This is a genomic window from Virgibacillus necropolis (assembly GCF_002224365.1).
GTDB lineage: Bacteria > Bacillota > Bacilli > Bacillales > Amphibacillaceae > Virgibacillus_F > Virgibacillus_F necropolis.
The window spans coordinates 630,686-651,964 of record NZ_CP022437.1; the positions used below are offsets into that span (position 1 = coordinate 630,686).

General features: G+C 39.0%; 20 protein-coding genes. All 20 read left to right on the plus strand.

The window, feature by feature from the left end:
* Positions 1-11 precede the first annotated feature (11 nt).
* The 20 genes from CFK40_RS03120 (at position 12) to spoIID (ending at position 21,204) form a co-directional block, all read left to right on the plus strand.
* Positions 12-1,247, plus strand: coding sequence for a serine hydroxymethyltransferase (locus tag CFK40_RS03120; protein ID WP_089530632.1), 1,236 nt, complete (start codon positions 12-14; stop codon positions 1,245-1,247).
* A 410-nt stretch (positions 1,248-1,657) separates the two neighbouring features.
* A complete protein-coding gene (gene upp, locus CFK40_RS03125; RefSeq protein ID WP_089530633.1) occupies positions 1,658-2,287 on the plus strand; it encodes a uracil phosphoribosyltransferase in 630 nt (209 codons plus the stop codon).
* Between the two features lie 19 nt (positions 2,288-2,306).
* The gene (gene wecB, locus CFK40_RS03130) at positions 2,307-3,419 is read left to right on the plus strand and encodes a non-hydrolyzing UDP-N-acetylglucosamine 2-epimerase (RefSeq protein WP_089530634.1); all 1,113 of its coding nucleotides are present in this window, start codon (positions 2,307-2,309) and stop codon (positions 3,417-3,419) included.
* Positions 3,420-3,644: 225 nt separating this feature from the next.
* On the plus strand, positions 3,645-5,825 hold the full coding sequence (locus CFK40_RS21605; RefSeq protein ID WP_089530635.1) for a S8 family serine peptidase: 2,181 nt from the start codon (positions 3,645-3,647) through the stop codon (positions 5,823-5,825).
* A gap of 494 nt (positions 5,826-6,319) precedes the next feature.
* Positions 6,320-6,688 carry an ATP synthase subunit I gene (locus tag CFK40_RS03140; RefSeq protein WP_089530636.1) on the plus strand — a complete coding sequence of 123 codons (369 nt, stop codon included), beginning with the start codon at positions 6,320-6,322 and terminating at the stop codon, positions 6,686-6,688.
* Positions 6,689-6,711: 23 nt separating this feature from the next.
* Positions 6,712-7,434 (plus strand): F0F1 ATP synthase subunit A, encoded by a 723-nt coding sequence (gene atpB / locus CFK40_RS03145; RefSeq protein ID WP_089530637.1) that lies wholly within the window; start codon positions 6,712-6,714, stop codon positions 7,432-7,434.
* Between the two features lie 97 nt (positions 7,435-7,531).
* Positions 7,532-7,738 carry a F0F1 ATP synthase subunit C gene (gene atpE, locus CFK40_RS03150; protein WP_089530638.1) on the plus strand — a complete coding sequence of 69 codons (207 nt, stop codon included), beginning with the start codon at positions 7,532-7,534 and terminating at the stop codon, positions 7,736-7,738.
* Between the two features lie 191 nt (positions 7,739-7,929).
* Positions 7,930-8,457: a F0F1 ATP synthase subunit B gene (atpF, locus tag CFK40_RS03155; protein WP_089530639.1), complete on the plus strand. Its 528-nt coding sequence runs from the start codon at positions 7,930-7,932 to the stop codon at positions 8,455-8,457.
* A complete protein-coding gene (locus tag CFK40_RS03160; protein WP_089530640.1) occupies positions 8,454-8,999 on the plus strand; it encodes a F0F1 ATP synthase subunit delta in 546 nt (181 codons plus the stop codon). The genes atpF and CFK40_RS03160 overlap by 4 nt, the downstream gene beginning before the upstream one ends.
* Before the next feature lie 18 nt (positions 9,000-9,017).
* A complete protein-coding gene (atpA, locus tag CFK40_RS03165) occupies positions 9,018-10,526 on the plus strand; it encodes a F0F1 ATP synthase subunit alpha (protein ID WP_089530641.1) in 1,509 nt (502 codons plus the stop codon).
* Positions 10,527-10,718: 192 nt separating this feature from the next.
* Positions 10,719-11,576 carry an ATP synthase F1 subunit gamma gene (gene atpG, locus CFK40_RS03170; RefSeq protein WP_089530642.1) on the plus strand — a complete coding sequence of 286 codons (858 nt, stop codon included), beginning with the start codon at positions 10,719-10,721 and terminating at the stop codon, positions 11,574-11,576.
* 39 nt (positions 11,577-11,615) lie between these two features.
* Positions 11,616-13,034 (plus strand): F0F1 ATP synthase subunit beta, encoded by a 1,419-nt coding sequence (gene atpD / locus CFK40_RS03175; protein WP_089530643.1) that lies wholly within the window; start codon positions 11,616-11,618, stop codon positions 13,032-13,034.
* 118 nt (positions 13,035-13,152) lie between these two features.
* Complete coding sequence (locus CFK40_RS03180) at positions 13,153-13,548, plus strand: F0F1 ATP synthase subunit epsilon (protein ID WP_089530644.1); 396 nt, start codon at positions 13,153-13,155, stop codon at positions 13,546-13,548.
* A 485-nt stretch (positions 13,549-14,033) separates the two neighbouring features.
* Entirely contained in the window at positions 14,034-14,264 is a 231-nt protein-coding gene (locus CFK40_RS03185; RefSeq protein WP_089530645.1) for a DUF1146 family protein, read from the plus strand.
* Positions 14,265-14,431: 167 nt separating this feature from the next.
* Entirely contained in the window at positions 14,432-15,151 is a 720-nt protein-coding gene (locus tag CFK40_RS03190; protein ID WP_161493813.1) for a YwmB family TATA-box binding protein, read from the plus strand.
* Between the two features lie 33 nt (positions 15,152-15,184).
* The gene (murA, locus tag CFK40_RS03195; RefSeq protein WP_089530647.1) at positions 15,185-16,504 is read left to right on the plus strand and encodes a UDP-N-acetylglucosamine 1-carboxyvinyltransferase; all 1,320 of its coding nucleotides are present in this window, start codon (positions 15,185-15,187) and stop codon (positions 16,502-16,504) included.
* 355 nt (positions 16,505-16,859) lie between these two features.
* Entirely contained in the window at positions 16,860-17,780 is a 921-nt protein-coding gene (locus CFK40_RS03200; protein WP_089530648.1) for a S66 peptidase family protein, read from the plus strand.
* 31 nt (positions 17,781-17,811) lie between these two features.
* Entirely contained in the window at positions 17,812-18,915 is a 1,104-nt protein-coding gene (locus CFK40_RS03205; protein ID WP_089530649.1) for a mandelate racemase/muconate lactonizing enzyme family protein, read from the plus strand.
* Positions 18,915-19,862 carry a C40 family peptidase gene (locus tag CFK40_RS03210; protein WP_089530650.1) on the plus strand — a complete coding sequence of 316 codons (948 nt, stop codon included), beginning with the start codon at positions 18,915-18,917 and terminating at the stop codon, positions 19,860-19,862. Before CFK40_RS03205 ends, CFK40_RS03210 begins: the two co-directional genes overlap by 1 nt.
* Before the next feature lie 214 nt (positions 19,863-20,076).
* Entirely contained in the window at positions 20,077-21,204 is a 1,128-nt protein-coding gene (gene spoIID, locus CFK40_RS03215) for a stage II sporulation protein D (RefSeq protein ID WP_227001852.1), read from the plus strand.
* Positions 21,205-21,279: the final 75 nt, after the last annotated feature.

The following is a 21,279-nucleotide window of genomic DNA, read 5'->3' on the forward strand; positions in this document are numbered from 1 at the left end:
AGGGTCTACATATGGAACATGTAAAAAAGGGAGATCAGGAGTTATACCAAGCAATACAAAATGAAAAAAAACGTCAACATGACAAAATCGAATTAATTGCATCTGAAAACTTTGTCTCAGAAGCGGTAATGGAAGCAATGGGATCTGTTTTAACGAATAAATATGCAGAGGGCTATCCTGGTAAACGCTATTATGGTGGCTGTGAGCATGTTGATGTAGTGGAAAACTTAGCACGTGATCGGGCAAAACAGTTATTTGGAGCAGAGCATGTGAACGTGCAACCACATTCTGGGGCACAAGCTAATATGGCAGTATATTTTACTGTATTAGAGCCTGGTGACACAGTTCTTGGCATGAACCTAAATCATGGTGGACATTTAACGCACGGTAGCCCGGTGAATTTTAGTGGTACACTTTATAACTTTGTTGATTATGGCGTTGAAAAAGAAACAGAACAGCTAGATTACGGTGTTGTATTGAAAAAAGCGCAGGAAGTAAAACCGAAGCTAATTGTTGCAGGTGCTAGTGCATATTCTCGTCATATCGATTTTGCAAAGTTCCGTGAAATCGCTGATACAGTTGGTGCTTATTTAATGGTTGACATGGCACACATCGCTGGTTTAGTAGCTGCTGGTTTACACCAAAGCCCAGTAGAACACGCAGATTTTGTAACTACAACAACACATAAAACACTTCGCGGACCACGTGGCGGTATGATTTTATGTAAAGAAGAGTTTGCGAAAAAGATTGATAAAACCGTATTCCCTGGAATGCAGGGTGGACCGTTGATGCATATAATTGCTGCAAAAGCTACGTCATTTAAGGAAGCGCTGACAGATGATTTTAAAACGTATTCTAAACAGATTATTGAAAATGCAAAATTGTTAGGTGATGCATTGGTGCGTGAAGGAGTTCGCATCGTTTCAGGTGGGACCGATAATCATTTATTACTTTTAGATGTGAAAACACTTGGACTAACAGGTAAAGTAGCTGAAAAAGTACTAGACGATATCGGAATCACAACAAATAAAAATACAATCCCATTTGATGCGGAAAGTCCGTTTGTAACAAGCGGCATTCGTATTGGTACAGCTGCAGTAACAACGCGTGGATTTGGTAAAGATGAAATGGAAGAAATCGCATCGATTATTTCATTTACATTGAAAAATCATGAAGACGAAGCAGCATTAAAAGAAGCGGCAGACCGTGTTTATGCATTAACAAATAAACATCCGCTTTATGCATAATAGATTGGCGCTCCTAATTGGGGCGCTTTTTCTTTTAACAGCAAGGAAAGTATAGATTTCGGCGTTTATCTGTCTAGCCCAGCGCGGTTCTTGATATATCCGAATGAGCGTTGATATCCTGGATTGAGAATCCCTTTGTGATAAATAGCCACACCCAGGGAGATTCGTCTTAAACTTGCTTGTGGCTTACCAGAGTTTTAAGAAGGAAACCTGGCAATGCGCAATTTGGGAGCTGGATTGCGCGATTCTGGCATGTTACATTGTGGATTAGGCAACTAACTACGCGACGCCAAAAATATAATGCCTTTTTAACACATCATCAAAAACAAAATCCGACCCATACTTGAAAGACTGTCGATTTTTCAGTACAATTTTATAGATGCAAGAAATTTGAAGGAGTGATCGGCAAAATGGGAAAAGTACTAGTACTAGATCATCCGTTAATTCAACACAAATTAACGTACATAAGAGATAAGAATACAGGAACTAAGGAATTTCGTGAACTTGTTGATGAAGTAGCAATGTTAATGGCTTTTGAAATCACTCGTGATCTTCCTTTACTAGATAAAAAAATTGATACACCAGTAATGGAAACGGAAACGAAAGTACTCGCTGGCAAAAAAATCGGCTTAATTCCAATTCTACGGGCAGGACTTGGGATGTTAGACGGGATGTTGAAGTTAATTCCAGCAGCTAGGGTTGGACATGTTGGATTATATCGTGACCCAAAAACACTTCAGCCAGTAGAATATTATGTGAAACTTCCTTCAGATATTGAGGAACGTGAACTAATTGTAATCGACCCAATGCTTGCAACTGGTGGATCGGCATGTGATGCTATCCAAGCATTGAAAAAACGTGGCGCGAAACAAATCCGCTTTATGTGCCTAATTGCCGCACCTGAAGGCGTGGAAAAACTAAAAGAAGAACATCCAGATGTGGATATTTATATCGCAGCACTTGATGAAAAGTTAGATGAAGATGCCTATATCATTCCGGGACTTGGCGATGCAGGTGACCGTTTGTATGGTACAAAATAATTGATGGAGTGACAAAGATATGAATAAGCGGGTTAAAGTAATGACGATATTTGGGACAAGGCCGGAAGCAATTAAAATGGCTCCTCTTGTTTTAGAATTAAAAAAGCGGAGTGACCTAATCGAGCCAATTGTAACAGTTACGGCTCAGCATCGAGAAATGTTGGATCAGGTTTTGGGAATTTTCGACATAAAACCGGATTATGATCTTGATATTATGAAACAACGACAAACGCTTGCCCAAATTACGACGCGTGCGTTAGAAGGATTAGATGATGTAATGCGGGAAGTGCAGCCAGATATTGTGCTTGTCCATGGGGATACAACAACAACTTTCGCAGCATCTCTAGCAGCTTATTACAACCAAATTGCTGTCGGTCATGTGGAAGCGGGGCTACGAACATGGGATAAATATTCCCCGTATCCAGAAGAAATGAACCGTCAGCTTACCGGTGTAATGGCAGACCTACATTTTTCTCCAACTGAAAAATCAAAGCAAAATTTGTTGAATGAAAATAAGCCTGAGGACCGGATTTTTGTAACAGGAAATACCGCAATTGATGCGTTGAAGACGACAGTTGATGCCTCCTATTCAAGTCCAATTCTGGATGAAATTGGTGATAAACGCTTAGTACTTATGACCGCACATCGCCGTGAAAATCTTGGCAACAATATGAAACAAATGTTTCGTGCAATTAAACGTCTAGTCGAAATACATGATGACGTGCAGGTAATTTATCCAGTGCATTTAAATCCGGTTGTTCAAGAAACAGCCGCGAATATTTTAGGGGACGACGATCGAATTAAACTAATTGAACCGCTTGGAGTAGTTGACTTCCATAACTTCGCGTCCCGAGCACATTTAATTTTGACCGACTCAGGTGGTGTGCAAGAAGAAGCGCCGTCACTCGGTGTTCCAGTATTAGTTCTTCGTGATACAACCGAACGCCCAGAAGGAATTGATGCTGGAACATTGAAGTTAGCTGGAACGGATGAAGATACGGTTTTTAACCTAGCAAACGAGTTGTTATCCGATAAAAAAGCTCACGATAAAATGTCGAAAGCTTCCAATCCATATGGAGATGGTAAAGCGTCTGAGCGGATTGCTGATGCGATAGTCGGATACTTTAATTAGGTTTTTGTTGAAAAGTGCTGCCATTAGATTGGCGGCATTTTTTTTATGCTTTGAAGAATTTCCGACAAGGTAGGGGCATCGGAACGACGAACGTTGATATCCAGGAACGAGTATTGATACCGCGAAACTTCTCTCAAAAATATACGTTTTTAAATATCACATCTCAGATGCATGTTTTCTAACCTTTTTTCAAAAGCTATACGAAAAAGGGGGACGTCACAAATCATGCGATTACTCATCAACTTAACAATCATCATGGCACTCATCCTAACCACACAACCATTTGCAACCCATGCCGTAGAAGAGGAAGACCTCGTTTCCGTTATCATTGAAGTGGAGGGTGACCCCGAAAAACGGGAGGAATATTTACATACGTATTTTCCGTACGTGGAAGTGGTGGCGACCTATGATAAGCTGTTTAATGGTCTGGCACTGAAGTCTTCTCCTCGCAATCTTACAGAGATGGGCTCTCTTGATTTTGTTAAGGCGGTTCATCCAGTTCGAACATACGAAGCAACAGCCACGCAAAGGCAAACTAAAGTCCTGCCTAATACGATTACACCAAATAGTGTCAACACAACTCGCTATACAGGCGAAGGAGTAAAAGTAGGTGTAATCGATACGGGTATAGACTACAATCACCCTGACCTAGATGTCAATTATGTTGATGGCTATGACTTGGTAGATCTTGATGAGGATCCAATGGAAACATTGCAGAAGCAAGGCATGCCTACTCTACACGGCACACATGTAGCAGGAATTATCGCGGCTGATGGACAGATTAAAGGCGTAGCGCCCGATGCGGAACTTTACGCTTATCGTGCACTTGGACCAGGGGGTAGTGGGACATCGATTCAAGTAATCGCTGCACTGGAACAGGCAATTGATGATGGCGTTGATATTATTAATTTATCACTTGGTAATTCTGTAAATGGCCCTGATTTTCCTACAAGCGTAGCAGTGAATCGTGCGGTAAAATTAGGTGTGGCAGTGGTAATTGCTAATGGAAATTCAGGACCAGCAAATTGGACAGTTGGTTCGCCAGCAACTGCATCAAAAGCGTTATCGGTTGGAGCTTCCACTTATCCGGAAAAAGTTCCTTACCTCTACGATAAGCTTCAAGATAAGTCGATTCAGCTCAGCCCAATGAGCGGCGCACCAGCATGGAATTTAACCAAGGATTACGCCATAGCTTCCATCGATGAAAGCAACCTACGTGGAAAAATCGCATTAGTTGAACGCGGTAAAAAGGTCCCTTTTTATGAAAAGGCAAAAATGGCACAAGACAAAGGGGCGGCAGCGGTTCTTATTTATAACAATGAGAAGGGGAGCTTTAATGGTTCCGTCGACAGTCAACAAAACCCAATTCAAATCCCTGTTGCCTCTATTTCAAAAAAAGCAGGTGAATGGCTGATTGGCCAACTTCAAGGAGAAAGTCTTTATGTGGAAACGAACTATCAAGAAGTTCCAAGGACTATTGCTTCCTTCAGCTCACGTGGCCCTGTTACAGTGAATTGGGATATAAAGCCAGATGTTGTAGCACCAGGAGCTAAAATTTTAAGCACAATACCAAGTGGGTATGCAGTCTTACAAGGAACAAGTATGGCAGCACCACATGTGGCTGGGGCTTTGGCTTTAGTAAAAGAAGCGCATCCAGACTGGACTGTCGATCAACTAACAAATGCATTAAAAACAACAGCTCAGCCTTTTTACGATGCAACTGGTGAAATTCTAGAACCAATCTCACAAGGGATGGGACTGATTCAACCTGAGGCAGCCATTCTAACGGACACAATTTTACACGAGCCGTTGCTATCATTAGGGAAAGTTGAACAGCATGCCGATGAGAAAACAGTCAATTTAACGGTAGAAAATATCTCCGGTCAATCCCAGAGCTATTATTTTACTATCCCAAATCAACAAAAAGGACTCAGGTGGCACTTGCCGCGCGAATTTACTGTTGAGCCACATGGAAAAAAATCTGTACCAATAAAAGTGGATGTAACCTCAAATTGGTTGGATGAAGGAATCCATCAGGGCTATCTAGCATTAAACAGTGAAGATAAAACATATCAATTACCTTATTTATTCCTTAATAAAACAGGGGATTTTCAAAAGGCAATGGGATTCGAGTTTTCCCTAAAAGCCTTTTCAGATGATACCTATGTATACCGAATGTACGTGACAGATGAGGTCGAGCATCTAACAGTCGATTTATACAACCCAGATACACTTGTCCACGAGAAAACACTATTTGAAATTAACGAACCAGTTGTAGGTATGAACGAGGGTTATTTGGATAAAAAAGAAGTAGATGTTTCTGGTACGTATAAGGTACTTGTAACCGTAACATTAAGCGATGGGACCTACGATAGTCATTTAACGGAATTAACAGTGACAGAATAAAGTGATTCGTTCACAAAACCGTCACGCAATTGCAACCACTTATCCTTTATACTAATAGAAGAGTGTTAGGGGAGTGTATATCGTAAAGATTATGCAAAGTTTGTCGCATAAAGCACACGTATACACTTCCTAAAAGTGAGAAAAATACATACCTTTTTTAATTGTATTATATCTCACAAACTAATTGACAACACTCTACCGCTATTGTACACTTGCGTAGTGTGGAATGATAAGGTTTTCATTATACTGCAATAATTATGTTTTTATGTCGTATTGACAGTAATGAAATCTGGAAATCTATCTACAAAAGAACTGACTTTTCTTACAAATATATGTAAGGGAAAGCCAGACCTTCTGGGACAATAAACCCACTTCTAACTGGTAGCATATTTGTTGGAATATTTCCTGGATAAGATGCAACAAGCTCACCATAAGAACCTACTATTTTTAAAAGGTAGAATTCAGAGCTATCATTGACGGGGGCATACTAAATCATGAAGCAATATGAAAATATGATACCCCGACAACGCAAGTGGATGCTCTACCTTCTCGCAATATTGGTACTCGGAGCAGGGTTCACCCCATTTCTCAGTATCTTCCTCGGACTTCTTTTAGGAACCGTAGTTAGTTTTTATAATTTATGGATCTTGCAAAAGAAGGTTTACGACTTTGGAGAGGCCGTAGCAAAAAAGCAATCCGCAAAAGGACTTGGTACTGTATCGCGATTAGCTGCCGTCGCATTAGCAGTAATCATAACACTTCGTTTTGAAGATTATTTTCACGTCACAGCCGTAATAATTGGTTTAATGACATCCTATATTGTCATTATAATAGATTTTATGGTGTTTAGATTTAAAGAATAGTGCTTGAGAGAGGGGTGAATAACGTGAACCATACAGCACCAATAGTTGAGGATGTACTTGGAATATCCTGGCTTGATTTTAATTTATCCAATGTTTTAATGATTGCAATTGCTTCTACAATTGTATTTATTCTTTCTGTTCTAGGAGCAAAAACATTGCAAATGAAGCCAACTGGCACACAGAACTTTATGGAGTGGGTCGTTGATTTCATAAAAGGCATGATTAACGACACGATGGATTGGAAAACAGGTAAGATTTTCTTACCGCTTGGACTAACACTTATCACATACATTCTTGTCAGTAACTTAATGGGGGTAGCATTCATGGCAGTGTTTGGCCATGATCTATGGTGGAAATCACCAACATCTGATCCAGGTGTAACGCTATCACTAGCAGCAATGGTTATTCTATTAACACATTTTTATGGTATCAAGATAAAAGGTACAAAAGAATACGGTAAGGATTTCTTAAAACCATTTCCGGTATTCTTACCTATTAAGATAATCGAAGAATTTGCAAACACCCTTACGCTTGGTCTTCGTCTATTTGGTAATATTTATGCGGGTGAGGTGTTACTAGGGTTGTTGGCAGGTGTAACAGCTTCTGGCGTCTTAGGCTTCTTTGGTGGCGCAATACCAATGTTAGCATGGCAAGGATTTAGTTTATTCATTGGTGGAATTCAAGCATTTATTTTCACCATGTTGACTATGGTTTACATGTCACACAAAGTAAGTAGCGATCATTAAGAATTTAGTTAAAATTTGTGTATTAACCCTAGCTCAGCAGTATGACTGTTGAAGCAGGAAATAAAACTAAAAACATACTTCGAGGAGGATTTATATTATGGGATCTTTAGCAGCGGCAATAGCAGTAGGACTAGCAGCATTAGGTGCTGGTGTAGGTAACGGTATGATTGTATCACGTACAGTTGAGGGAATTGCTCGTCAACCAGAACTTAAAAGTCAACTTCAAACTACAATGTTCATTGGTGTAGGTTTAGTTGAGGCGATGCCGATTATCGCGGTAGTTATCGCACTACTAGTTATGTAAAAAAACGTAAACACCTGTTTACGAGGCGCTTGAACTGTAGTAGGTAATGGGCGCTTGAGCTAAGCTTTTATAAATGGCGGAGAATGTCTACCAATAGAATCTTCGCCCTTATTTTATACCCCCTAATAATTGAAATGAAACATCTGATAAATACGTAATGCCCATAAAGTAAGGTGAAAGGAGTGAATTCTGTGCAAGCATTCACTGGGTTTTCTACACTAAATGCTGCAATTGGAGGGCTTCATGTCGGTGACATGTTAACCCAACTATTCTTCTTTATCGTATTATTATTCTTGGTTAAAAAATATGCATGGGGTCCTGTTATAGGGATGATGCAAAAGCGTGAAGAATATGTAGCAAATGAAATTGAAATTGCAGAGAAAAACCGTGCTGAAGCAGAGCAAGCATCTAAAGCAGCGGCGGAACAGCTGCGCCAAACAAAAGAAGAAGCACAGAAAATTGTTGAAGATGCGAAAAACATTGGTGTGAAACAAGAACAAGAAATCATTGAGACTGCTCGCATTGAAGCAGAACGCATCAAAATTTCAGCTCAAGAAGAAATTAAGATTGAAAAAGAAAGAGCCATTCAAGCACTTCAAGATAAAGTGGCATCTTTATCTGTACTAATAGCTAGTAAGGTAATAGAAAAAGAAATTAACGCACAAGATCAGGAAAAACTGATTAACGAATACATTAAAGAGGTAGGAGAAGAGCGATGAGTGAGGCAGTAGTTGCTAAACGTTATGCTGAGGCTCTTTTTCAACTTGGAACTGAAAAATCGACACTAGATAATTTAAAAGAAGAAGCTAGTGTTTTGCAAGAAGTTTTTGCCCGAAATAAGAAGATTCTAACATTCTTAACACATCCACGCGTGAAAAGTGATAAAAAGAATCAGATTATAACTGAAGTGTTTCAAGGATTTTCTGGCGATATGGTAAATACCATGAAATTACTTGTAGAGCGAAATCGTGTAGAACTTTTGCCATCAATAGTAGATCATTTTATCGACTTATCGAATGAGGCAAAGGGAATTTCCGAAGCAACAGTATATTCTGTTCAAGCATTATCAGGCGATGAAATTCTAAAGCTTGAGCAAACATTTGCGAAACGCTTTCAAAAAAAAGCAATCAAGCTTATAAATAAAGTTGATCCTTCGATTATTGGTGGTATCAAACTCCGCATAGGAAACACGATTTATGATGGTTCCATTAGTGGAAAACTGAAACGCATCGAACGGAGTATTGTAACTGCAAACAAATGATGATAGGGGTGAAATGGTATGAGCATCAAAGCTGAAGAAATCAGTACGCTGATTAAACAGCAAATCGAAAATTTCGATTCTGATATTGAAGTAAGTGACGTCGGAACCGTTATTGAAATTGGTGACGGTATTGCACGCGCTCACGGTCTTGACGATGTTATGGCTGGAGAGCTAGTTGAATTTTCTAATGGTGTAATGGGACTCGCACAAAACCTTGAAGAAAGTAATGTCGGTATTGTTATCCTTGGACCATATACAGAAATTAAAGAAGGCGATGAAGTTCGTCGTACAGGTCGCGTTATGCAAGTACCTGTTGGAGAAGAATTGCTAGGTCGTGTTGTTAACCCATTAGGACAACCAATAGATGGTAAAGGTCCTGCTGAAACAACTAAAACTCGTCCAATTGAAGCTGCAGCACCTGGTGTAATGGATCGTAAATCAGTTGATGAACCATTGCAAACTGGTATTAAAGCAATTGACGCAATTGTACCAATCGGACGTGGACAACGTGAGTTAATCATTGGTGACCGTCAAACTGGTAAAACAACAGTTGCAGTGGATGCAATTATCAATCAAAAAGATCAAGATATGATTTGTATATACGTAGCGATTGGTCAAAAAGAATCAACCGTTCGTGGAACAGTTGAAACATTTCGTCGCTATGGCGCATTAGATTATACAATCGTTGTATCAGCAGGTGCATCTGATCCTGCTCCATTATCATACCTTGCTCCATATACAGGTGTATCAATGGGTGAAGAATTCATGTACAACGGGAAACATGTACTAATCGTGTACGACGACTTATCAAAACAAGCGGTTGCGTACCGTGAACTTTCATTACTATTACGTCGTCCACCAGGTCGTGAAGCATTCCCAGGTGACGTATTTTACTTGCATTCACGTTTACTGGAACGTGCAGCAAAGCTTAGTGACGCAAAAGGTGGCGGTTCAATGACTGCACTACCATTTGTTGAAACACAAGCAGGCGATATTTCCGCATATATCCCAACAAACGTAATCTCGATCACAGATGGACAAATCTTCTTACAATCAGATTTATTCTTCTCAGGTGTGCGTCCAGCGATTAACGCAGGACTATCGGTATCACGTGTTGGTGGATCTGCACAAATTAAAGCAATGAAAAAAGTTGCTGGTACGTTGCGTCTAGACCTTGCATCTTACCGTGAATTAGAAGCCTTTGCACAGTTTGGTTCTGACCTTGATAAAGCAACACAAGCAAAACTAAACCGTGGACAACGAACTGTTGAAGTATTAAAACAGGGCTTACACAAGCCGCTTGTTGTTGAAAAGCAAGTTATGATTATTTATGCACTAACAAAAGGTTTCTTAGATGATATTCCTGTTGAGGACATCACACGCTTTGAAAGTGAGTTCCATCTATGGCTTGATGAAAATGGCAAAGATGTACTTGCGACTATTAAGGGTACAGGTAAATTACCAGAAGCTGAAGACATGAATAACACAATTGAAGCATTTAAGAAAACATTTTTACCTTCCAATTAAATTTAAATAGATTGGTTGTGGGCATTCGCGGTTAATCTCGGATTGGCCGATATAATTTAATATTGGCGGTTATATCGTGAAAACGGCCGATAAAACCAGTTAATGATGGTTATCGTTCCACAACCAAACCATTGTGAAGCTAGAAACGGTATAAATGCAAGCAACCTTTGGATGAAAGGGTGGTGAAAGAGCTTGGCATCACTTAGAGATATTAAGAGTAAAATCGATTCAACGAAAAAGACGAAAAAGATAACCAAAGCAATGCAAATGGTTTCCGCTTCAAAGCTGAATCGTGCAGAGCAAAATGCAAAATCTTTTGTACCTTATAGTGAAAAGATACAAGAAGTTGTGGCGAATATTGCGCAGAGTACTAGTGCAAATCATCCGATGCTGGAATCTCGCGACGTGAAAAAAACAGGGTACCTTGTTATAACATCTGATCGCGGTTTGGCAGGAGGCTACAATAGTAGTGTTTTGCGTAAACTCTATCAAACAATAACAGCTAATCATAAATCAAAAGATGAATATACCATAATTGTTGTAGGGCGTATCGGTTATGAGTTCTGCAAAAAGCGCAATATGCCGATTGCAAAACAAATCATTGGTATTGCTGATCAACCTGACTTTGCGGAGATTAAGGATTTAACTTATGAAACCGTGCAGATGTTTATTAATGAAGATATTGATGAGCTTCATATTTACTATAACCACTTTGTGAGTGTTATTTCGCAAGAGGTTACAACGAAAAAAGCACTTCCACTTACAACCATTGGAAATGGAAGTAGCAGTGTAAGTCAATATGAATATGAACCAGATCAAGATAAAATTTTAGAAGTACTCCTGCCACAATATGCAGAGAGTTTAATATACGGTGCATTACTCGATGGTAAAGCCAGTGAGCATGCTGCTAGAATGACAGCAATGCGTAGCGCTTCAGATAATGCAGATGACATTGTCGATGATTTGTCGTTAAAGTATAACCGTGCACGTCAAGCAGCTATTACACAGGAAATAACAGAAATTATTGGTGGGGCAGCAGCATTAGAATAGCACTTTGACCAATTGATAAGTTAGTAAGGAGGGAAATCGATGAGCTTAGGAATAGGGCGCATTACACAAGTTATGGGACCGATAATCGATGTTAAATTCGATGAAGGAAGTCTCCCAGAAATCTATAACGCAGTAACCGTTACGCTTGAAGGCAAAAGTGAGTCAGAAGAGAACTTTCTACTTACATTAGAAGTTGCCCTTCATCTTGGTGACAACTCTGTTCGTACGATCGCAATGCAATCTACTGACGGTGTGAAGCGTGGAATGGAAGCAGTTGATTTAGGTAGACCAATTACAGTGCCGGTAGGAGAAGAAACACTTGGCCGTGTATTTAACGTATTAGGTGATAACATCGACCTTGATGAGCCAATGGATAAAGGTATTCGTCGCGATCCAATTCACCGCGAATCTCCTAAGTTTGAAAACTTAGCAACTGAAACACAAGTTTTAGAAACAGGAATTAAAGTAGTTGACCTACTTGCACCTTATATTAAAGGTGGTAAAATCGGTTTATTTGGTGGAGCTGGTGTAGGTAAAACTGTATTAATTCAGGAATTGATCAACAACATCGCACAAGAACATGGTGGTATTTCGGTGTTCGCAGGTGTTGGAGAACGTACACGTGAAGGGAACGACCTTTACTTTGAAATGAGCGATTCAGGAGTTATTAAAAAAACAGCAATGGTATTCGGCCAAATGAACGAGCCACCTGGTGCGCGTATGCGTGTAGCATTAACAGGCTTAACAATGGCTGAATATTTCCGTGATGAACAAGGGCAGGACGTATTGCTCTTCGTTGATAATATTTTCCGTTTCACGCAAGCAGGCTCAGAGGTGTCCGCATTACTTGGACGTATGCCATCTGCTGTTGGTTACCAACCAACACTTGCAACAGAGATGGGCCAACTTCAAGAACGTATTACATCGACAGATAAAGGTTCTGTTACATCGATCCAAGCGATTTATGTACCTGCCGATGACTACACTGACCCAGCACCAGCAACAGTGTTCGCACATTTAGATGCAACAACAAACTTGGATCGTAAACTTTCTGAGCAAGGTATTTATCCTGCAGTGGATCCGTTAGCATCAACATCTCGTGCACTTGACCCTGAGGTTGTTGGTAAAGACCACTATGAGGTTGCAACAGAAGTCCAACAGACGTTGCAAAAATATAAAGAACTTCAAGATATTATTGCAATTTTAGGTATGGATGAACTTTCTGATGAAGATAAACAGACTGTATCACGTGCACGTCGCATTCAATTTTTCTTGTCACAAAACTTCCACGTAGCTGAACAGTTCACTGGACAAAAGGGTTCGTATGTACCTTTACAAGAAACAGTAAATGGCTTCAAGGAAATTCTTGATGGAAAGCATGACGATCTACCAGAGGATGCATTCCGCTTGGTTGGACGCATTGAAGAAGTAATTGAAAAAGCAAAAGGAATGGAATAAAAACGACATAATGGTATATGTGCTGGACTGGTAAAGAAAACTTCTATACTAGTTGGACTTAGGAGTTCAACCTCCTATCTTTATCCCGCATACGTACCAGTCACTAGGAGGGGTTACATTGAAAACACTAACTGTGAGTGTTGTTACTCCTGATGGTCCAGTAATGGAAGATAGTTTTGAAATGGTAAGCTGTAAAGCAGAAAATGGGGAACTTGGTATTCTTCCAGGACACATCCCTTTAGTCGCTCCACTAACCATAAGCGTTGTACGTTTAAAGCGCGGAAACGATGTGGAACGAATCGCTGTCAGCGGTGGTTTTTTGGAAGTACGCCCAGATAAAGTAACAATACTTGCTCAATCTGCGGAAAAACCTTCAGAAATTAATGTAGAGCGTGCAGAGCAATCTAAAACACGTGCTGAAAATCGCCTACAAACCAAACAAGACGATATCGACTTCCAGCGGGCAGAATTGGCACTCAAACGGGCAATTAACCGATTGGACACCGCTCGTTAGCATAAAAAGTCTCTCATTATGGATGGGAGACTTTTTATATTATGAAAGTTTTACTTATCGATGCTCGTAGTCGATATATCAACGCTTCATACGATATATCAACATTCGACAGAAGATCCTAACAACAACCAGTAAATAATGTTCCCTCAATTGTTCTGGCCAAAAACCATAGAACAATACAACCAATCTTTACAATATCCTACAAATAAATTAATTATTGCCCGGGAAATATCGACATTATTCACTTCATATTTCATCAAATTACGCGTCATTATGTCTTCATCAAATCGTTGACATTTCAAGAGTTTAATGGCAAAGTAGCAATGGGAATAGAAAGAACGTTGTTACTAGTTTACACTGTTACTATTTTAACAGATAAGAAAGTTTAAAACTTTCTTACCTGCATAAGTGCAACTAAGTCATTCACCAAAGTCTTGAGGAATGTAAGGTTTTCTAATAATTCACAAATAATAGGAGCGCTAACAATGGATTTTATCGGACAGCATGCAATAATAAGTATGATTTCTCATTTGATTTTTATCGCAATTACGTGGCGAGTTGTGCAAACAATTAATTTTGATCCAATTATTCGAAAAGGTCGGGCAATAGAAGCCAGAATTTTACTTCTATTTATTACTATTGTAATTGGAACTGGTGTAAGTCGGTTCTTCCTAGACTTTTTCTCCTGGTCACAAGATTTATCATTTCTTTTTTAGCAGTTAAGAAAGTATAAATCCTTTCTTACTGCATAAGTGCAACTAAGGCTTTCGCCAGTAAGGCTTGGCGACAAGCCGAGTTTTCTAAAAAAATAAAAACTAATACAGTATTATTTATATTCTTCTTGTTCATACTAGATACATAGATAACAAGGAGGATGTTTTTTATGAAAAAAATCGCACTTATTTTCATACTTATTTTATGTATAGCAAATCAAGTTTCAGCACACGATAAAACACTTGCACAAGATGAAATGACTCAATTAGCTGATCTAACTGGTAAGGCAGATTTGAAAGTTGATCAGTGGCAAGTAACCTTTAAAGAAAATATGTCAAAAGATAGATTGCTAGACTTAATTAATAAATGGGAAAATAGTTATTTAGACTCTTATTCAGAAGACGAAAATGTAATAAAATATTTATTTAGGAACGTACAGAAAAATGCAGGGATTGTCGAAATTTATACTATCATTATTCCAAAGAATACTGAATATAAGCCTGAACTTATTTCTGTAATTTCAGGGTCGGAATGGAATGAAACGATTAAAGCAAGATACTTAGAACTGCAAGGGTCAATTGTTCGAAAATATTTTAGTGAAAATGTCACAAAATTTTCTTGTTTGACAACTAAGAGTAATGATACAATTAAAGGTAGTAGTTTTGTCAATTTGTTGAAAGATAAGTTACAATTGCGACATCTTACGACACAAGTTGACAACGTGGAAAAATCTATGAATAAAAAAATAGTTTACGGGTACACACCATTATGGTCACAAACTTTGAAAATTTTGGATAAGCCAGTGAATGTAAATATTGTAATTACAGATACTACAAATGGAGAAACGAAATTAACGGTAGGAACACCTATCCTAATTAATGAATATTAATATAGTGAAAATGGAACATAAGGAGATTGGATTATGGAAAAGATCATCGTACGCGGTGGGAATCAATTAAATGGTACTGTTAAGGTTGAAGGTGCTAAGAATGCTGTCCTTCCTGTTATTGCCGCAAGTATTTTAGCAAGTGAAGGAAAGAGCGTTATTACAGATGTTCCAACGCTCGCAGATGTGTACACAATTAATGAAGTTATCCGAAATATGAACGCTGATGTACAGTTTGAAAATAATATAGTAACAGTGGACGCATCAAAACAATTAAAAACGGAGGCTCCGTTTGAATATGTTCGTAAAATGCGTGCTTCTGTGTTGGTCCTTGGACCACTACTTGCTCGTTATGGTCATGCAAAGGTTGCAATGCCAGGTGGCTGTGCAATTGGCTCACGGCCAATTGATTTGCATCTAAAAGGTTTTGAAGCGATGGGTGCAGATGTTCATGTTGGTAATGGTTTTGTTGAAGCAAATGTCGCAGGTCGCCTAAAAGGTGCAAAGATATATTTGGATGTACCAAGCGTAGGTGCAACTGAAAATATCATGATGGCTGCTGCATTAGCAGATGGTAGAACGATTCTTGAAAACTGTGCAAAAGAACCTGAAATAGTCGATCTAGCTAACTACTTAAATAAAATGGGCGCAAGAGTTGTTGGAGCGGGAACAGAAACAATCCGGATTGACGGTGTTGAGTATTTACAAGGTACAGAACACCCTATTATTCCGGATCGTGTAGAAGCTGGGTCGTTCATGGTCGCAGCAGCAGTAACAGGTGGAAATGTTTTAATTGAAAATGCTGTAAGTGAACATTTACGTTCGGTAATTTCAAAACTAGAAGAAATGAACGTAATTGTCGAGGTAGAGGATAATGGTATTCGTGTTATTGGGCCTAGTGAATTAAAAGCAACGGATATCAAAACACTGCCACACCCAGGATTTCCAACAGATATGCAATCACAAATGATGGCACTAATGCTATGCGCAGAAGGTACAAGTGTTATTACAGAAACGGTTTTTGAAAATCGATTCATGCATGTAGAAGAATTTCGTCGTATGAATGCTAAAATGAAGATTGAAGGACGAAGTGTGATTATTGAAGGACTTACCGATTTACAAGGTGCTGAAGTAGCAGCCACTGATCTTCGTGCTGCGGCAGCATTAATTATAGCAGGTTTAAAAGCAGAAGGATTTACACGTGTGACTGAACTAAAGCATCTTGATCGTGGCTATGTTGATTTTGCGGGAAAACTTGCATCACTCGGCGCAGACATTGAACGTGTCGATGAAAATGGTGATCCCGTTAATTTGTATCAAGAAACTAATACGATTGATTCAATGATAGCAAAATAATTTTTATATTAATCACAGATGAGGCTAGTGTATGCTTCATCTGTTTTTTTGTACACTTTATTTATCCCTATTATTGACGAGTTATACTAAAAATATTCATACAACACTAACTATTTTTAGTATACTTAAAATAAGCCAGTTGCAGCTGATTATACATATTTGGACTCCTCACAACATAGCTATGCCTGAGAACGCAAGATTATGATAGATACATCAATTGCTTCGTCGATGTAGGGTATAATTTTGGTTGCTCAAAAATAGTTATAAAATAAGCTACATCCTTCAATTAAAAAATAAACAGAACCTGATCGGAGCTTAGATTATCTTTGCAAAAAGTTTTAAAAGGAGGGAACCTATGCTACTACCACAACGTCTTCAGATAGGTGACACAATTGGCGTTATTGCTCCAGCTGGTCCACCAAATATAGCAAACTTAAAACGCGCCATTCCTGTTTTTCAAAAAATGGGACTAGGCGTCAGACTAGGTACTCATATAAATAACGTGAACGGTTATTTAGCTGGAACAGATGAGGAACGGCTGAGCGATTTACATAACATGTTTGCTGATCCTGCAATAAAGGCCATTATTTTTGCGCGTGGGGGGTATGGTACCGCAAGGATTGCCCCAAATATCAACTATAATTTAATTCAACAAAATCCAAAAATAATGTGGGGATATAGTGATATAACCTTTTTACATACCACAATCTACCAAGCTACAGGTCTCGTTACGTTTCATGGGCCAATGGTTGCTTCTGACGTGGGTAAAGATAATTTTCATGACTTGTCTTTGAAGCAATTTGAACAATTATTTGAGCCGGCAACCCTTGTCTATTCAGAAATAGCCTCAAAACTTACGGTTATAAACCATGGGATTGCTACAGCGCCAATTGTTGGCGGGAATTTATCGTTACTGGCAAGCACAATCGGTACCCCATATGAGATTGATACAAAAGGGAAATTGCTCTTGATTGAGGACGTGGATGAGGTGCCATACAAGATAGATGGTATGTTAAATCAGCTTAAACAAGCTGGTAAACTGGCAAATGCAGCTGGTATACTTGTAGGAGACTTTGCAAATGCAGAGCCTAAGGAAGGTAAGCACTCCTTAACATTGGAACACGTTTTTTACGACTATTTTAGCAACTTACTAATTCCTATCGTGTCGGGATTTAAAATCGGACATTGCCAACCACATTTTGCGATTCCACTAGGCACCACTGCAACAATAGACACGTTTAGAAAAATAGTGAAAATTGACCCTGGAGTAAGATAGAGGGGACTGACCCTAGAAAGTAGGCGAACGAATGAATATAGAAAAAATCGAGACGAATCATTTGGCTGTTCCGTTACATACGCCATTTAAAACTGCACTTAGAACCGTAACAGTAGCTGAAACAGTTGTTGTAAAGATGTCTTGTGACAATGGTGTCGTAGGGTATGGGGAAGCTCCGCCAACTCACGTTATTACAGGTGATAGCCTTGCGAGTATTGACTACGCGGTTTCAAAGATAATAGCCCCACTAGTGATCGGACAATCACTGCTTCATAGCGAGCAAATTTTTGAAAAGATACATACAGCAATTGTTGGCAATTCAAGTGCAAAAGCCGCAGTTGATATGGCATTGTATGATTGTCTTGCTCAGCATGCAAACCTCCCATTAGCACAGTTTTTAGGCGGTTATCACAAGAAGATTGAGACCGATTATACCGTAAGTGTGAACAGTCCGGACCAAATGGCGTCTGATGCTGAGGATTATTGTAAGCAAGGCTTTACCATTTTGAAAGTAAAGGTAGGTAAGGACGAGATCATCGCGGACATCAAACGTATTACGGCCATCCGTGAAAAGATCGGTAATGATGTTTTGATTAGACTTGATGCAAATCAAGGTTGGAAACCGAAAGAAGCGGTTAAAGCAATTAATGAAATGGAGAAAAATGGCCTTCAGATTGAGCTTGTCGAACAGCCGGTAAAGGCACATGATATAGAAGGGTTAAAATATGTGACAGATAACACAGATACAATGATTATGGCAGATGAAAGTGTATTTTCAGCCAGAGATGCAAAACGTATTCTAGAAACCCGCAGTGCCGATTTAATCAACATCAAATTAATGAAAGCTGGTGGGATCCACGAAGCAATGAAGATTGCAAAACTAGCGGATATATGTGGCATCGAATGCATGGTTGGAAGTATGATTGAAACAAAAATTGGCATTACAGCTGCAGCTAATTTTGCGGCTAGCCAACCAAACATCACACGTTTTGACTTTGACGCACCATTAATGCTTACGGGCGACGTAATCGAAGGCGGTATCGTATATGAGGGGAAGCGAATTCACTTAAACGATACACCTGGACTCGGAATCAAAAAATTAACTGATGAATTTTTGCAGAAGGGAATAGAATAATGACTAATCTGGTGTTTGATAAAGATTCAGTATGGGTTGTAAATGTGCAGGTAGCGACCGTTTGGACATCAAAGGAATCGGCCCGTATTATTGATGAACCAGGCTTATCTAATCCAACAGATATAGAACATTGGGTGACAAAATTGACACAGGAACAGAAAACAGCCTTATGTGGTGAAAACCGCGTCCAGTCACAGCTTCTGTACGGGGAAGTTGTCGAGGTTACCGAAATTGACGGAGGCTGGGCACATATTGTTATCCCATCTCAGCCCTCCCATAAAGACTCGCGTGGCTACCCAGGCTTGGTTCCAATAGCCCAACTTCAAAAAATAGGAAAAACTTATTGGAATCAACCCAAATCGGCTGCAATTGTTTCAAAAAAAGCATGGCTTGAAGCAGATCAAGGTGAAAATTTCTTGAAACTGAGCTACATGACGTGCTTACCAGTATTAAATGAGCATCCCAAAAAAATTGAAGTTGCTACACCGCATGGCACAAAGTTTTTGCCTAATGAAACGGTTCATATTTATGATACACATCAGGGATTGGAAAAAAAGAATGGAGACGAAATTGTTAAGAGTGGAGAACAATTTTTGAGTCTCGCCTATTTCTGGGGCGGTATGAGTTCATTTGGATATGATTGTTCAGGATTTAGTTACGCTACCCATAAGGCTTGTGGTTATCAAATCCCACGTGATGCATCCGATCAGGCAGAAGCGGGAGAGCCTGTAGAGATTGAAAATCTTTTTCCAGGTGATCTGTTATTTTTTGCTTATGAAGAAGGGAAAGGAACCTTACACCATGTTGGTGTTTACTATGGTGAAGGAAAAATGATTCATTCACGAACAAATGGAAAATTGATTGAAATTATTGAGTTAAAAGGAACAATTTATGAAGAAGAGTTGTGTGCGGCCAGACGTTACTGGAATGATGAAAATGCAGGATAATTGGAAAAATAGTTGAAGGTTGATGATTTTGTTAGAATAAGGGGCCATTATGGTGCCCTTTTTTTAAAATCTCTCTCACCATAAAATCCAATTTTTTGTTCTATTGTTTTCCAAAAATGTATACGATTAATAGTAGATATACTAGAAGGAGATTGCTGTTTTTTAATAACCAATCCGCTACTACATCAACCATTAACACAAAAGGAGGCAATCGATGAACAATTCATCAAAACGGAAACAAAAAAATACCTATGCTTATATAGAGCGCAAGAAAGCACTTAAGTATAAGCAAAAATTTAATCAAACACAACATATGAAAGGAACTGGAGCTTTATCTTTTATAAAAAGACCTAGTTTCTTGATCATTGGAAGTTTGATTATGATTATTCTAATTATGCCTACACTAATTGTAGCTCCTTTTATTCATACGAACGATCAGGAGGCAATTACAGACAAATTGGAGCAGCAGACTCCAGAAGTACATGTCAAGGATTCAGCAGTCTCTGTGGCGGTAATGCGGACCAGCTCAGAACAAGTTGAGAATGTTCCATTGGAAGAATATGTAGCTGGAGTTGTAGCATCTGAAATGCCGGCTGAGTTTGAAATAGAAGCGTTAAAGGCTCAATCCCTTGCCGCACGTACCTATATTGTGACACATATGCTTCATCAGCCAGCAACTGCAGAATCTGCTGTTACGGATACCGTTCAGCATCAGGTATATAAGGATGAAGAGGAACTACGCAGAACTTTTGGCACAAAATACGATGAGAAAATGAATAAGATAAATAAAGCAGTAGCGGCAACACAAGGTGAAATTTTGACTTATAATGAAGTTCCAATAAACCCATCCTATTTCTCAACTAGTAATGGGTACACAGAGAACTCAGAAGATTATTGGGCAAATGATATTGCTTATCTACGGAGTGTAGAAAGCCCGTGGGACAAAAACTCACCTAAATTTTTAGATCAAAAAACAATACCCATTACAGAAGTAGAAGAGAAGTTAGGGATCGACATTTCAAACAATGAGGCATTATCATTAAAAATATCACACACAGAAGGTAATCGCGTTGACCAAATTAAAATTGCAGATGAAACATTTTCAGGTAGGGACGTAAGGGAAAAACTAAAACTAAGATCAAGCGACTTCACAATAGAAAAGAAAAATAATCACTTAATTTTTACGACAGAAGGATTTGGGCATGGAGTTGGGATGAGTCAGTACGGTGCAAACTTTATGGCTAAGGAAGGAAAAAGTTATAAAGATATCTTAACTTACTATTATAAAGGTGTGGAGATAAGCAAGGTTAGTGATACTGCACCAACATTAGTTTCACGCTAAACTATTTCATGCATAATTAAGGCTTTTCTACAAATACTACCTAATTGCATAAATTTTTTTAACTGCTATGTATAT

Coding starts and splice junctions, on each gene's coding strand:
- CFK40_RS21605 (WP_089530635.1), top strand. CDS start 3,645: ATGCGATTACTCATCAACTTAACAATCATCATGGCACTCATCCTAACC.
- CFK40_RS03160 (WP_089530640.1), top strand. CDS start 8,454: ATGAGTGAGGCAGTAGTTGCTAAACGTTATGCTGAGGCTCTTTTTCAA.
- CFK40_RS03185 (WP_089530645.1), top strand. CDS start 14,034: ATGGATTTTATCGGACAGCATGCAATAATAAGTATGATTTCTCATTTG.
- CFK40_RS03200 (WP_089530648.1), top strand. CDS start 16,860: ATGCTACTACCACAACGTCTTCAGATAGGTGACACAATTGGCGTTATT.
- CFK40_RS03205 (WP_089530649.1), top strand. CDS start 17,812: ATGAATATAGAAAAAATCGAGACGAATCATTTGGCTGTTCCGTTACAT.
- CFK40_RS03190 (WP_161493813.1), top strand. CDS start 14,432: ATGAAAAAAATCGCACTTATTTTCATACTTATTTTATGTATAGCAAAT.
- atpA (WP_089530641.1), top strand. CDS start 9,018: ATGAGCATCAAAGCTGAAGAAATCAGTACGCTGATTAAACAGCAAATC.
- CFK40_RS03210 (WP_089530650.1), top strand. CDS start 18,915: ATGACTAATCTGGTGTTTGATAAAGATTCAGTATGGGTTGTAAATGTG.
- atpE (WP_089530638.1), top strand. CDS start 7,532: ATGGGATCTTTAGCAGCGGCAATAGCAGTAGGACTAGCAGCATTAGGT.
- upp (WP_089530633.1), top strand. CDS start 1,658: ATGGGAAAAGTACTAGTACTAGATCATCCGTTAATTCAACACAAATTA.
- atpD (WP_089530643.1), top strand. CDS start 11,616: ATGAGCTTAGGAATAGGGCGCATTACACAAGTTATGGGACCGATAATC.
- wecB (WP_089530634.1), top strand. CDS start 2,307: ATGAATAAGCGGGTTAAAGTAATGACGATATTTGGGACAAGGCCGGAA.
- CFK40_RS03140 (WP_089530636.1), top strand. CDS start 6,320: ATGAAGCAATATGAAAATATGATACCCCGACAACGCAAGTGGATGCTC.
- spoIID (WP_227001852.1), top strand. CDS start 20,077: ATGAACAATTCATCAAAACGGAAACAAAAAAATACCTATGCTTATATA.
- CFK40_RS03120 (WP_089530632.1), top strand. CDS start 12: ATGGAACATGTAAAAAAGGGAGATCAGGAGTTATACCAAGCAATACAA.
- murA (WP_089530647.1), top strand. CDS start 15,185: ATGGAAAAGATCATCGTACGCGGTGGGAATCAATTAAATGGTACTGTT.